This window comes from Microbulbifer sp. ARAS458-1 (assembly GCF_045348205.1).
Classification (GTDB): Bacteria; Pseudomonadota; Gammaproteobacteria; order Pseudomonadales; family Cellvibrionaceae; genus Microbulbifer.
In genome coordinates, this window is sequence record NZ_CP155838.1 from 1,446,292 (window position 1) to 1,459,331 (window position 13,040).

Genomic DNA, 13,040 nt, shown 5'->3' on the forward strand with positions numbered 1-13,040 from the left:
TTTTTCGTTCTGCTTGCCGGACACTGCCCGGCAAGCAGTCAGATCTTGTCGAAGATCAGGCTGGCGTTGGTACCACCAAAGCCGAAAGAGTTCGACAGCGCGCGGTTGACCTTGGTCTCCCGCAGCTCGGTCACCAGATCCAGGCCTTCCGCAGCTTCATCCACAGACTCCACATTGGCAGAGGCGGCGATAAAGTCGTTCTGCATCATCAGCAGTGAGTAGATGGCTTCCTGAACGCCAGCGGCACCCAGGGAGTGGCCGGTCAGGGACTTGGTGGAGGCAAATGCCGGCACCTTGTCACCGAACACTTCCTTCATTGCGCGCAACTCGGCCACATCGCCCACCGGAGTGGAGGTGCCGTGGGTGTTGATGTAGTCCACACCACCTTCCAGGCCGTTGCCGTCCATACCCGCCAGTGCCTGCTGCATACAGCGCGCTGCACCTTCACCGCTCGGAGCCACCATGTCATAGCCGTCGGAGGTGGCACCGTAACCCACCAGTTCGGCGATGATGTTGGCGCCGCGGGCCTTGGCGTGCTCGTACTCTTCCAGCACTACACAGCCGCCGCCACCGGCGATGACAAAGCCGTCGCGGTTTGCATCGTAGGGGCGCGATGCGGTAGTGGGGGCATCGTTGTACTTGGAGGACAGGGCGCCCATGGCGTCAAACAGGTGTGTCAGGCTCCACGCCAGCTCTTCACCGCCACCGGCAAATACCAAATCCTGCTTGCCCATCTGGATCAGCTCTGCACCGTTGCCGATACAGTGTGCGGAAGTGGCACAGGCGGAAGAGATGGAGTAGTTCACCCCCTTGATCTTGAACGGGGTGGCCAGACACGCAGACACGGTGCTGCCCATGACCTGAGGTACCCGGTAAGCACCTACACGGCGCACACCCTTGGTTTTCAGGATATTGGCCGACTCGATGATGGCTGCAGTGGAAGTGCCACCGGAACCCATCACCAGACCGGTACGCGGGTTGGATACATCGGATTCTTCCAGGCCCGCCATTGCGATGGCTTCCGCCATGGAAATGTACGCGTAGGCCGCGGAATCGCCCATAAACCGCAGGTGCTTGCGGTCGATATGCTCTTTGAAGTCGATATCGACCACACCGGCGATCTGGCTGCGCAGACCCAGCTCGGCGTATTCATCCATGGTGCGGATGCCGCTGCGGCCGGCTTTCAGGGAGGCCAGCACTTCTGTCGTGTTGTTACCGATACAGGAAGTGATGCCCATTCCGGTAATGACTACCCGGCGCATAGTGATCTCCAGTAAAACTTGTTGTGTGAATTGTTATTGTTTTATGTGACAGACGCTTGATGGATTACTTATCCGATCAGAAGTTGTCGGTACGGGTAAACAGGCCCACGCGCAGATCTTTGGCGGTGTAGATCTCACGGCCATCGACGGATACCGATCCATTGCCAATGCCCATCACCAGCTTGCGCTCAACCAGGCGGCTCATCTGAATATGGTATGTCACTTTTTTGTTGGTCGGCAGGATCTGACCGGTGAATTTCACCTCACCACAGCCCAGGGCGCGACCGCGGCCGGGGTTGCCTTTCCACGCCAGGAAGTAGCCGAGCAGCTGCCACATGGCGTCGAGGCCGAGGCAGCCGGGCATGACCGGGTCGCCGGGGAAGTGACAGTCAAAGAACCACAGGTCCGGCGTGATATCCAGTTCGGCGATCAGCTCCCCTTTGCCGAATTCACCGCCGTCTTTGGCAATGTGCGTAATGCGATCCAGCATCAGCATGTTGGGAGCAGGCAGCTGGGCATTGCCCGGGCCGAACATTTTGCCCTGGCTGCATTCCAGGAGTTCTTCACGGGTGTAGCTGCTTTTTTGAACGAAATTACTCATTGGGTCCCCGATTCTGGGTATTTCTTACACGAGCCGGCATTCTAAGCGCTAAGGAGTCCTTGTCCAGTCGGTCATAACCCTTTTTGTGACTGGAACTGTCCCAATTAGCCCTTGACCAACCTTGTGTGGCTTGAAACTCCGGACATCTTGCCAGATTGCCCGGCCGCTGCGCCGGATGCTGGCTGGCGGGAGATTGCACCTGAATGTTGCAACAAAATTGTGATAACTTTCGGCGTTTCGGGAAATGGCCAGAGTCTGCCAAAGGTTCCCAGGCACGAATATTAATGAGGGGAGTGTCATGCTCAAAAAATGTCTTTTCCCGGTCGCCGGCTACGGCACCCGTTTTCTGCCCGCCACCAAGGCCATGCCCAAGGAAATGCTGCCCCTGGTCAACAAGCCCCTGGTGCAATACGGGGTGGAGGAGGCCATTGAGGCCGGGTTGACCGAGATCGGGTTTGTAACTGGCCGCGGCAAGCGCGCCATCGAGGATCACTTCGATACCAATTTTGAGCTGGAACACCAGATTGCCGGCACCGGCAAGGAGCGCTACCTGGATTGTGTGCGCCAGGTGATCGACAGTGCCAGCTTTTCCTATACCCGCCAGGGGGAGATGCGCGGTCTGGGTGATGCCATCCTCCAGGGCCAGCGGCTGATCGGCGATGAGCCCTTCGGCGTGGTGCTGGCGGATGACCTCTGCCTGAATGAGGATCTCGGTGTACTGGGCCAGATGGTGCAGCTGTACAAGCAGTTCCGTTGCAGTATCGTCGCCGTTGAGGAAGTACCCAAAGAGCATATCCACAAGTTCGGCGTCATTGCCGGCAATGAAATCAAGCCCGGCCTCTACCAGGTCACCGATATGGTGGAAAAACCCAAGGCCGAAGACGCGCCGAGCAATATGGCGATTATCGGCCGCTATGTGCTGACCCCGGATATCTTCGACCTGATTCGCGAGACACCGCCGGGCAAAAACGGTGAGGTGCAGATTACCGATGCGTTGCTGACGCAGGCCCAACGTGGTTGTGTTCTTGCATACCGTTTTAAAGGCCGCCGCTTCGACTGCGGCTCGGTGGATGGCTTTATCGAAGCCACCAACCATGTATATCAAAATATTTATCTGCCCGGGGAGAGTGGCTGAATGTCTGAGTTAACCTGTTTTAAAGCCTATGACCTGCGCGGCCGGGTGCCGGATGAGCTGAACACGGATGTCGCTTATCGAGTAGGTCGCGCCTTCGCGCAATTCCTCGACGCCCGTCGCGTCGTGGTCGGTCACGATATCCGTCTGACCAGTAGCGAGCTGACCGATGCCCTGGCCAATGGCCTGCGCGATGCTGGCGCCGACGTTTACCACATTGGTGAATGCGGTACCGAAGAGATTTATTTTTCTACCTTCCATGGCGACTTTGATGGCGGCATCTGCGTGACCGCCAGCCACAACCCCATGGACTACAACGGTATGAAGTTCGTGCGCGCCGGCTCCCGCCCGATCAGTGGCGATACCGGCCTGCTGGATATCAAAAAGCTCGCTGAAGAAAATAATTTTGGTGAAGTGGAAAAGCGCGGAGAAATGCACACCTTTGCGCACCGCGACGATTTCGTGAAACACCTGCTGGGTTATGTGGATGTTGCCGAGCTGAAACCGCTGAAGCTGGTGGTCAACGCCGGTAATGGTGGTGCCGGTAGCGTGGTGGATGCGCTGGCACCTCACCTGCCATTCGAGTTTGTGCGCGTGCACCACGAGCCCGATGGTACTTTTCCCAACGGTATCCCCAACCCGATCTTGCCGGAAAACCGCGAGTCCACTGCCGCCGCCGTGCGTGAAAGCGGTGCGGATTTCGGCATTGCCTGGGATGGTGACTTTGATCGCTGCTTCTTCTTTGATGAAAGCGGCAACTTTATTGAAGGTTACTACGTTGTCGGCCTGCTGGCGGAGGCATTCCTGCTCAAAAATCCGGGTGCCAATGTCGTCCACGATCCACGCCTGACCTGGAATACCGAAGACATCGTAAAAGCGGCGGGCGGTGAACCGGTACAGAGCAAAACCGGCCATGCGTTTATTAAAGAGCGGATGCGCAAGGAAGATGCCATTTACGGTGGCGAGATGAGCGCGCACCACTATTTCCGCGACTTCGCCTATTGCGACAGTGGCATGATCCCGTGGTTGCTGGTGGCCGAACTGGTAAGCCGCAGTGGCAAGTCTCTGTCCCAGCTGGTGGGTGAGCGCATGGCCGCTTTCCCTTGCAGTGGCGAGATCAATTCCAAAGTGGAAGATCCCAAAGCCCTGTTAAAGGCGGCGGAAGCAAAATATGCAGGCGACGCTAACAGCGTCGAATACGTGGATGGCCTGAGCGTTGCTTTTGATGATTGGCGGTTCAACCTGCGTATGTCCAACACCGAACCGGTTGTGCGTCTGAACGTTGAATCCCGTGGGGATGAGGCGTTGATGAAGGCCAAGACTGAAGAGTTGCTGGGTCTGATTCGCAGGTAGTGGGTTCTGGGCTGGTGCTTCGTTGTAACCCCTGTTGCACTTTGTAGCGGGGCTTAGTGGCGGTCCTGCCATCGGGTACTGCCTTGCGAGACACGCCGTGAACCCATCCATGGGGGCTCTTCTAAAACGTCCCTGTTTTAGAAGGTCTCGCAAGGCAGTACCCGATAGCAGGGCCTTCGCATTGCAGCTTTGTATGTTGGCCAACCTCTGGTTGGTAGTGGGTTGGTGTTGCGAAGTAAAAAGTCGATGCTAAGGCGGGGTGCCGGGTGCGGGTTTTCAGGAGCGTCGCAAACAGGATGTTTGCGACGCAGCGCCTAGGGGTGAGGCAAGCGTTTGCGAAGCACTGCTTCGCGCGCAGCCGAACGACGCCAATCTCTGATTGGCGGCCGGCCCCGCTTGCGGGGGTTTACAGTGGTCCTGAAAACCCGCACCCGGTGCCGCGCCGCCACTGTGGGAATAAAAAGACCCCAGAATCAAAAAGCCCCGGAATAACTCCAGGGCTTTTTGGTTAGGTAGTCCGCTGAATCGAAAACTCCGCAAGCTGCCTGAGTGCAGTTTTGTGCTCACCGTCTGGCAAAAACTCCAGTTTTTCCAGAGCCAGCGTCACTTCTTTCCTCGCCCGATCAAAAGTGTAATCCAGAGCGCCACAATTCTCGATGGCCGCCACGATCTCGGTGAGTTTCTCCGAACTCTTTTGCTCAATGGCTGCCTTCACCAGAGCCGCCTGTTCCGCTGTGCCATTCGCCATGGCGTAAATCAGCGGCAGGGTGGGTTTGCCCTCGGCCAGGTCGTCACCCACATTTTTGCCCAGCTCTTCCGAATTACCCCGGTAATCCAGTGCATCGTCGACGAGCTGGAACGCGGAACCCAGGTGGCGGCCGTACAGTTTCAGGGATTCCCGTTCGTCGTCAGTACAGCCGGCCAGTACTGCCGCGGTCTCACAGGCGGCCTCGAACAGGGCACCGGTCTTCTTGTGGATAACCGTCAGGTAGTTTTCTTCGCTGACCGCTGGATCGCCCGCGTTCACCAGCTGCTGTACCTCGCCCTCGGCAATGGTATTGGTGGTATCCGACAGGATGGACATGATGTCCATATCCCGCAATGCCACCATCATCTGGAAGGCGCGGGAGTAGAGAAAGTCCCCCACCAGCACCGCCGGCGCATTGCCCCACTGGGCATTGGCGGTGAGACGTCCGCGGCGCATGTCCGAGGTGTCCACCACATCGTCGTGCAGCAGGGTCGCGGTGTGGATAAACTCGATAATCGCCGCCAGGGTGATATGTTTGCTGCCCTGGTAGCCTGCGGCGCGGCTGCACAATAGCACCAGTAGCGGGCGCAAACGCTTGCCGCCCGCCTCGACCAGATAGTGTCCGATGTTCTCCACCAGGGGAACGTCTGAGTGCAGTTGATCAATGATATGTTGGTTGACGGCGGCGAAGTCGTCCGCGGCTACCTGATGAAAGGGCAACATGCAGGGTCCTTAATACTTCTCTGTATCGGTTTACGGCGGCAAGCCTAGCGGTTTTGGCCCCGGGCGGAAAGGAAGCCTGTCGGAAAAGTGCACTATTGTATCAATCGGACGAATTGATTAGAATCTGCGCCCCGCTTGAACCCGGTCTGTCCTCTGGGCGGCACAATGAGCGGGGAAGAAGTATCAATCATCAACGGCGCAAGCTCCCAAAATGCTGGCTAACCGGTCATTTTTAATCTGACCAGGCCGCTGCTTCGTGTCGTCCATTTTGGAGCATAGAAATATGTACGCTGTTATCGAAAGCGGTGGCAAACAACACCGTGTAGAGGAAGGCGAAGTACTGCGCCTGGAAAAAATTGAAGTCGCTACTGGCGAATCTGTCGATTTCGACAAGGTTCTGATGGTAGTGAACGGTGACACCATCAACATCGGTGCCCCGGTAGTGGAAGGTGCCAAGGTGACTGCAGAAGTGCTGAGCCACGGCCGCGGCGAAAAAGTACGGATCATCAAGTTCCGTCGTCGTAAGCACTCCATGAAGCGTCAAGGCCACCGTCAGTGGTACACCGAAGTTAAAATCACTGGCATCAAAGGCTAATCACCAGGTAATAGAAGAGGAGTAGCTACTCATGGCACACAAGAAAGCTGGCGGTAGTACGCGCAACGGTCGCGATTCCGAAAGTAAACGCCTGGGCGTTAAGCGCTTTGGCGGCCAAGCGGTTTCCGCAGGCAGCATCATCGTTCGTCAACGTGGCACCAAGTTCCACGCTGGCGTTAACGTTGGTATGGGCAAAGATCACACCCTGTTCGCGACTGCCGATGGCGTTGTGAAGTTTGAGGTGAAAGGCGCCAACAACCGCAAGTTTGTTTCCATCGAAACAGCCTAAGCGGTCATTACGCCCGATCGAAAAGCCCCGCATTCGCGGGGCTTTTTTGTATTGATCAGCCGCAAATTACACTGAAGACCGGACAACCCGGTAAGTAGAGACATGAAATTTGTAGATGAGGCGCCGATTACGGTGCAGGCCGGCAACGGCGGTAAAGGGTGCTTGAGCTTCCGGCGCGAGAAGTTTGTCGCCAAAGGTGGCCCCGATGGGGGTGACGGTGGCGACGGCGGCTCCGTGTATCTGGTGGCCGATGAGTCACTGAACACCCTGGTGGATTACCGCTATCAGCCCAACTATCAGGCCCAGAACGGTGAGGCCGGTCGTGGTCGCAACTGTACTGGCGCCAAGGGTGAGGATCTGGTGCTCAAGGTGCCGGTGGGAACCACCGCGATTGATGTCGATACCGGCGAAACTCTCGGCGACCTGCTGGAACCCGGTGAAAAGCTGCTTGTTGCTCAGGGCGGCTGGCACGGCCTCGGCAATACCCGCTTCAAATCCAGTACTAACCGCGCCCCGCGCCAGACTACGCCGGGCAGTGAGGGGGAGCGCCGCAACATCAAGCTGGAGCTGAAGGTGCTGGCGGATGTGGGCATGCTCGGTCTGCCCAATGCGGGCAAGTCCACGTTTATTCGCGCGGTGTCTGCCGCCAAGCCCAAGGTGGCGAATTATCCGTTTACCACTCTGGTGCCGAATCTCGGTGTGGTCAAGGTGCAGAAATACCGCAGCTTTGTGATCGCCGATATTCCCGGTCTGATCGAGGGTGCCGCGGAGGGTGCTGGCCTGGGTATCCGCTTCCTCAAGCACCTGACCCGCTGTCGTGTGCTGCTGCACCTGGTGGACCTGGCCCCGTTCGACGGCTCCGATCCCGCGCAGAACGCCCTGGCGATCGAGCGCGAGCTGGAAGCTTTCAGTCCGACACTGGCCGGGCGCGAGCGCTGGCTGGTGCTGAACAAGACCGACCTGGTGCCGGCGGACGAGCTGGAAGAGCGCTGCCAGTCGGTGGTCAATGCGCTGGGCTGGCAGGGGCCTGTATTCCGGGTGGCGGCCATTCGCGGCGACGGCACCGATGTGCTGTCCGGCCAGCTGATGGATTACCTGGAGGATATCAAGGAGCAGGAGGAGCGCGACGGCGAGTTGTTCGAAGCCGAACAGGAAGCCCAGCGCCAGATGCAGCGGGAAGCCCGCGAGCGCATCGACCACCTGCGCGAGGCCCAGCGTGCCAAGCGTAAAGCAGCGAAAGAATCTGGTGAGGATGACGAAGATTGGGACGACGATGACTACGACGTCGATGTAGAATATCGTCCCTAAGTAGTCTGCCCCTGTAGCGCAAAATCCTGTGTGAGGATTTGACCTCAGGGGCATATCCCCACACGAGGAAGAAATGGACTCCATCTCGCCGCGCCAGCAGCTTGCCGCCAGCAAGCGCTGGGTCGTAAAAATTGGCAGTGCCCTGTTGACCGACAATGGCCGCGGTGTAAACCGCGCCGCCATCCAGAACTGGGCCGGCCAGATCAGCGCCCTGCGTCGCCAGGGTATCGAAGTATTGCTGGTTTCCTCCGGTGCCGTGGCGGCGGGAATGGACCGATTGGGTTGGCGCAAGCGTCCGGAGTCCATCCATCAATTGCAGGCGGCGGCTGCCGTGGGGCAGAGCCATCTGGTGCAGGTCTATGAGCACGCCTTCGGTCAGTTCGACTGCCGCACCGCACAGATCCTGCTGGATCACGACGACCTCTCCAATCGCACCCGTTACCTGAATGCCCGCAGTACCATCAAGACACTGCTGTCTCTCGGCGCGGTGCCCATCATCAATGAAAATGACACGGTGGTGACCGACGAGATCCGCTTTGGTGACAACGACACTCTGGGTGCGCTGGTGGCCAATCTGGTAGAGGCGGACGTGTTGTTGATTCTCACCGATGCCAATGGTCTGTTTACCGAAGATCCTCGCGACAACCCCGCAGCCGAGTTGGTGCGCGAGGCGACGGCCACAGATCCGCGTCTGGTGGCCATGGCGGGTGGTTCCCGCAGTGGTCTGGGGCGCGGGGGGATGGCGACCAAGGTGCGCGCCGCGCAGCTGGCGGCGCGCTCCGGTGCGCGTACGGTGATTGTGGGTGGCGCCGAGGATTCGGTGATCGAGCGTGTGGCGGCGGGGGAGGATCTCGGGACGCTGCTGCTGCCTGAGGCGGATTTGCTGACCGCGCGCAAGCGCTGGCTGGCGGGACAGTTGCAGGTGCGCGGTAAGCTGGTGCTGGATGCGGGTGCCGAGCGGGCGCTGCGCGACCAGGGTAAGAGCCTACTGCCGGTGGGGGTTGTGGAGCTTGAAGGTCGCTTCCATCGCGGTGAGCTGGTCAGCTGCGTGAATGGTGCCGGTGAAGAGATCGCCCGCGGGCTGGTGAATTACGATAGTTCCGAGGCGGTAAAGATCTGTGGCCAGCCCTCTGACCGCATCGTCGAGTTGCTCGGTTATCGCGACGACGACGAGCTGATCCACCGCGACAACCTGATTCTTCTCTAGGTTTTCTTCTGGATTTTTTGGCGGTTCCGCTACCGGTTAAAGCCTTGCGAGACACGCCGTGCACCCGGTCCAGCCGCTTCAGCGCGGCGCCTTCGGCCCCTGGGGGGCTCTGCGAAAACATCCCTGTTTTCGAAGGCCTCGCAAGGCTTTAACCGGTATCGAAACCTTCTCGCCGGCTGTTGGTAGTTTCTTTCCGACAATAAAAAACCCCGCATTAGCGGGGTTTTTTGTGCTCAGGAAGCGGCGGCTTAGGCGGCCAGCTTCTTGATCTGGGCATTCAGGCGGCTCTTATGGCGAGCGGCCTTATTCTTGTGAATGATGCCCTTGTCGGCCATGCGGTCGATAACCGGCACAGCAGCCTCGTAGGCAGTCTTGGCTTTTTCCGCATCACCTGCATCAATGGCCGCAACTACCTTTTTGATGTAGGTGCGCACCATGGAGCGCAGGCTGGCGTTGTGATTGCGGCGCTTTTCGTTCTGGCGCGCGCGTTTCTTCGCTTGGGGTGAGTTGGCCACCGGTTGCTCCTGTCTGGAATCTGTAAAATCTCGAACAATCGGGCCGGGGGCCCGTTTGGGACGCGACATTATCCCCAGCGTTGGTTGTTTGTCAACCGCTTGGGGTGCCAGTTTGTGACCACCTGGGCGGGGGTGGATACGCCTCGATGGTTTGCCTGATGTAAAACCCTGTCATGCCGGACTTGATCCGGCATCCAGCTTCGTGGCACTGGATTCCGGGTCAGGCCCGGAATGACGAAGTGGTGGTTCATCGTAGGGTGGATAAGCGCAGCGCATCCACCACTAACGCGGCAAAAGCAAGGTAAAGATGACACCGCGCCCGTCTTCCCGGTTTGCCGCCTTAAGCTCCCCCTGATGGAAATCCGCGATCAATCGCGCAATATGTAACCCCAGCCCCAGGTGCCCCGCCTTGCCGCCGTCGTTGCGCACCGACACCAGTGAGTCAAACAGCTTCTGCCCGAACCCTTCCGGCAGTAGCGGGCCGTCATTGCTGACGCTGATGTGGTAGGCCCTGGTGGTGGTTTCCAGTTCAAACTGGATTTCGCTGTCCTCCGGGGCAAAGCTCACCGCGTTATCGGCAAGCTTATCCAGCAGCTGCGCCAGCAACTCGGGGGCGCCGTAATAGAGCTGGGGGCCGTCCGGGCTTTGCAGGCTAAAACGATGTGATGGATGCGCGTCCGCGTAACTTTGGGTAAGCAGTTGCAAAAGGTCGTGCAGGTCAAATTCTTCCCTGTCTGCCTGGCTGATGCTCGCTTCCAGGTGATTGGCAGCGGACAGTGCGTTGAGGATCGAGGACAGCCGTGCACCACCTTCCGCGGCGCGTTCGGCGTAGCGCCGGCTATCGCTGTCCAGTTCGCCGGCGGCCAGGTTGTCCAGGGAGGAGCGCATTACCGCCAGAGGGGTGCGCAATTCGTGGGAGAGTTTGCTGGCCAGGCTGCGCAGATATTGGTGGTAGTGGTCCAGCTCGCTCAGCAGGCTGGCAAAGGCCCGGTTCAGGGCGCCCAGCTCATCGTTGAGGATGGGTCTGGGGAAGCCGCCGCGCAGGCGACCGCTGGCGTCTACCGCCGTCTGCGCGGCCTTGTGCAGTTTGCGAATGCGCCAGGACAGCCAGCTGGCGTAGCCGAGCAGGAGTAGCAGAACCAACCCTGCGGCACTCGCGGTGGTGAGCCACAATCGGCGTGCGGCGGACTCGGTGAGTGATTGCAGGGCGCTGGTGGACTGGGCGGTGATTACCCGCCCCAACAGCGGGCGCTCGATAATGTTGTCGGCGCGGGTGACCACCGGCACGCTGACTGCGCCAATGCGTTCGTCACTGCGGGAGCCCGTGTAGCCCGAGGGGGCAGCGAACCACTGGCTGGCCGTTTCCCGATTCTGTGTCAATGTCTCGGGGAGGTGGTTGTCGGGTAGTGGCGGCAATGCTCCGGTGGCGAGCACCTGGCGATAGAACCAGTCTCTTAGCCAGCCGTAGCCTCCAGGTGTATTTTCCTCGAGTTCGTGCCGGTGCCAGTCGCGACCGGTGCGAGCCAGTAGAAACCCTTCCTGATCGACCACTGTCAGCTGGAGTTCCGGGCGTGCGAAGTGCTCCAGTTCCTGTTGCAGTACCGGCAGGGGCTCTACAAGAGTGCCCGGCCGGCCATCGGTGGGCAGGGTGCCGGCGATACGTGCCGGTATGCCGCCGTCGCTGCGTTCTCGGTCCAGTATCCGCACGGCCAGCTCACCGTTACTGAGGGTAGACGGCATTGTCAGTTCTAGCTGGTAGCCTTGTGGTGAGGCGGCCCAGCGTCCACGAATTCGCAGCTCCCGTTCGTACTTCCCGCGCCTTGGGTTATACCACATAGCCTGTACCGGGCCCTGGCTCGCTACCGGCAGGGTGTATTGCTGTTGCGCTGTGTAAAGCTCAATGGTATCGCCGTTGGATACGCCGGGGACGCGAGGATCCCGGTAGCTGGGGGTTGTGTCTTGTGCTGTGAGCAGCAGATAGATCTGGCTGCCGCGCCTGCCCAGGGTAATGCGCGCCTGTGGGTTGCCCCGTTGGTCCTCGAGGACGCGCGGGGGGAGGCCTTGCGCACGCCACTCCTCTCCGTAGCCGTCCAGGACCGGCGCCTGCCGGAGAGGGTTGAGGTACAGCTGCGCACCCGGGGGGCGCCCGGTGCGTCTGGAATCGGGCGCAATCAGTTCCGGCGCGCTGGCCAGGCGTGCGGCAATTGCATTTGCCGTTGCTTCCAGTGTTTGCATCTGCCCCTGACTCAGGGCCTCGTCCACCTGGCGCAGGTACTGGCACCCCGCCCAGGGTAGGGCAAGCGTACACAGGCTGAGCAGGACTAGCTGGCTGCGAAGCTTCATGTCGGGGCGAGACTCATGACTTTTTATAGCTGCCAGCGATAGCCCATACCATAGGCGGTGCCTATGGCATCAAAGCTACTGTCGATGGTCTGGAATTTGCGGCGGATACGCTTTACGTGGGAGGTGATGGTGTTGTCGTCCAGCACTACCCGCGCGGCTTCCATCAGCTGGCTGCGGGATTTGACGTGGCCGGGCCGCTTGGCCAGGGCGTGCACAATCCAGAATTCCGTGACCGTGAGATCAACCGGCTCACCTTTCCAGTGGCAATGCAGTCGCGAGACGTCCAGTTCCAGGTCGCCTTGGGTAATGATTTCCTCATCGCCACCTTTCGACTGCATCACGCTCACCCGTCGCAACAGGGCGCTGATGCGGGCCTGCATATGGGGGAGGGAAATATCTTTAGTGAGGTAGTCATCGGCCCCCAGGCGTAATCCCGAGATGATATCGAGCTCCGAGTCCCGTGCGGTCAGAAACAGAATGGGAAGTGTTGGCGCCATGGCGCGCAGCTCACGGCACAGCTCGAATCCGCCCTCGATCTCGGCGCCCAACCCTACATCAATGACTGCCAGATCCGGCAGGCGTTGCTGGAATGCGGCGAGTGCGTCGGGGCGCGTATGGTACAGGTTGACCTGATAGCCGCTGCGGCGCAGGGCGTCGCGGTAGTTTTCCGCGATGGCGACTTCATCTTCGACAATGGCGATGGTGGGACTGCTCATGGACGTGTTCTTATGATTTCGGGCGAAAAAGCGGATAGTTGATGTTCGATGCGGAAAAGCATGCCCGAAGTGGGGGAGGCAGGCAAAATTAACTGGCCGTGGGCCAACCGGCCCCCAGCGCAAAAAGGCGCGCAGCCTGAGGCATGGCGCGCAAGGTTACGGCTTACAGGGTCGCACTAGAGGTGCTCGGTGTAACTCGCCCGCTGGTTGCGGGCGCAGTGCACCGGTCGCCGCTGTATCAGAACGGA

The 13,040-nt window shown here is 59.4% G+C and carries 12 protein-coding genes; 6 read left to right on the top strand and 6 right to left on the bottom strand.

What is annotated here, in order from left to right; genetic code table 11:
* Window positions 1–38: 38 nt before the first annotated feature.
* Together fabB and fabA are read right to left on the bottom strand one after the other, a co-directional pair.
* Window positions 39–1,262: a beta-ketoacyl-ACP synthase I gene (gene fabB, locus AAFH99_RS05875; RefSeq protein WP_406828926.1), complete on the bottom strand. Its 1,224-nt coding sequence runs from the start codon at window positions 1,260–1,262 to the stop codon at window positions 39–41.
* A gap of 76 nt (window positions 1,263–1,338) precedes the next feature.
* Window positions 1,339–1,863, bottom strand: a complete 525-nt coding sequence (fabA, locus tag AAFH99_RS05880) for a 3-hydroxyacyl-[acyl-carrier-protein] dehydratase FabA (protein WP_043320837.1) — start codon at window positions 1,861–1,863, stop codon at window positions 1,339–1,341.
* A gap of 298 nt (window positions 1,864–2,161) precedes the next feature.
* On the opposite strand from fabA, the gene galU reads away from it, so the two are divergent.
* Together galU and AAFH99_RS05890 are read left to right on the top strand one after the other, a co-directional pair.
* The gene (gene galU / locus AAFH99_RS05885; RefSeq protein ID WP_043320839.1) at window positions 2,162–2,998 is read left to right on the top strand and encodes a UTP--glucose-1-phosphate uridylyltransferase GalU; all 837 of its coding nucleotides are present in this window, start codon (window positions 2,162–2,164) and stop codon (window positions 2,996–2,998) included.
* Complete coding sequence (locus AAFH99_RS05890) at window positions 2,999–4,348, top strand: phosphomannomutase (protein WP_406828927.1); 1,350 nt, start codon at window positions 2,999–3,001, stop codon at window positions 4,346–4,348.
* A gap of 508 nt (window positions 4,349–4,856) precedes the next feature.
* Here the strand turns inward: AAFH99_RS05890 and ispB are convergent.
* Entirely contained in the window at window positions 4,857–5,819 is a 963-nt protein-coding gene (ispB, locus tag AAFH99_RS05895; RefSeq protein ID WP_043320842.1) for an octaprenyl diphosphate synthase, read from the bottom strand.
* A 283-nt stretch (window positions 5,820–6,102) separates the two neighbouring features.
* Between ispB and rplU the strand changes: the two genes are divergently transcribed.
* The 4 genes from rplU to proB all read left to right on the top strand — a co-directional run bounded on the left by rplU (window position 6,103) and on the right by proB (window position 9,218).
* A complete protein-coding gene (rplU, locus tag AAFH99_RS05900) occupies window positions 6,103–6,414 on the top strand; it encodes a 50S ribosomal protein L21 (protein WP_010132159.1) in 312 nt (103 codons plus the stop codon).
* A gap of 31 nt (window positions 6,415–6,445) precedes the next feature.
* A complete protein-coding gene (gene rpmA / locus AAFH99_RS05905; RefSeq protein WP_010132157.1) occupies window positions 6,446–6,703 on the top strand; it encodes a 50S ribosomal protein L27 in 258 nt (85 codons plus the stop codon).
* Between the two features lie 102 nt (window positions 6,704–6,805).
* Entirely contained in the window at window positions 6,806–8,011 is a 1,206-nt protein-coding gene (gene cgtA, locus AAFH99_RS05910) for an Obg family GTPase CgtA (protein WP_043320844.1), read from the top strand.
* A gap of 73 nt (window positions 8,012–8,084) precedes the next feature.
* Window positions 8,085–9,218: a glutamate 5-kinase gene (gene proB, locus AAFH99_RS05915; protein ID WP_043320845.1), complete on the top strand. Its 1,134-nt coding sequence runs from the start codon at window positions 8,085–8,087 to the stop codon at window positions 9,216–9,218.
* A 248-nt stretch (window positions 9,219–9,466) separates the two neighbouring features.
* On the opposite strand, the gene rpsT is transcribed toward proB, so the two are convergent.
* The 3 genes from rpsT to pdsR all read right to left on the bottom strand — a co-directional run bounded on the left by rpsT (window position 9,467) and on the right by pdsR (window position 12,792).
* A complete protein-coding gene (gene rpsT, locus AAFH99_RS05920; protein WP_043320846.1) occupies window positions 9,467–9,733 on the bottom strand; it encodes a 30S ribosomal protein S20 in 267 nt (88 codons plus the stop codon).
* 282 nt (window positions 9,734–10,015) lie between these two features.
* The gene (locus tag AAFH99_RS05925) at window positions 10,016–12,076 is read right to left on the bottom strand and encodes an ATP-binding protein (RefSeq protein ID WP_406828928.1); all 2,061 of its coding nucleotides are present in this window, start codon (window positions 12,074–12,076) and stop codon (window positions 10,016–10,018) included.
* A 23-nt stretch (window positions 12,077–12,099) separates the two neighbouring features.
* Window positions 12,100–12,792: a proteobacterial dedicated sortase system response regulator gene (gene pdsR / locus AAFH99_RS05930; protein WP_043320849.1), complete on the bottom strand. Its 693-nt coding sequence runs from the start codon at window positions 12,790–12,792 to the stop codon at window positions 12,100–12,102.
* Between the last annotated feature and the right edge of the window lie 248 nt (window positions 12,793–13,040).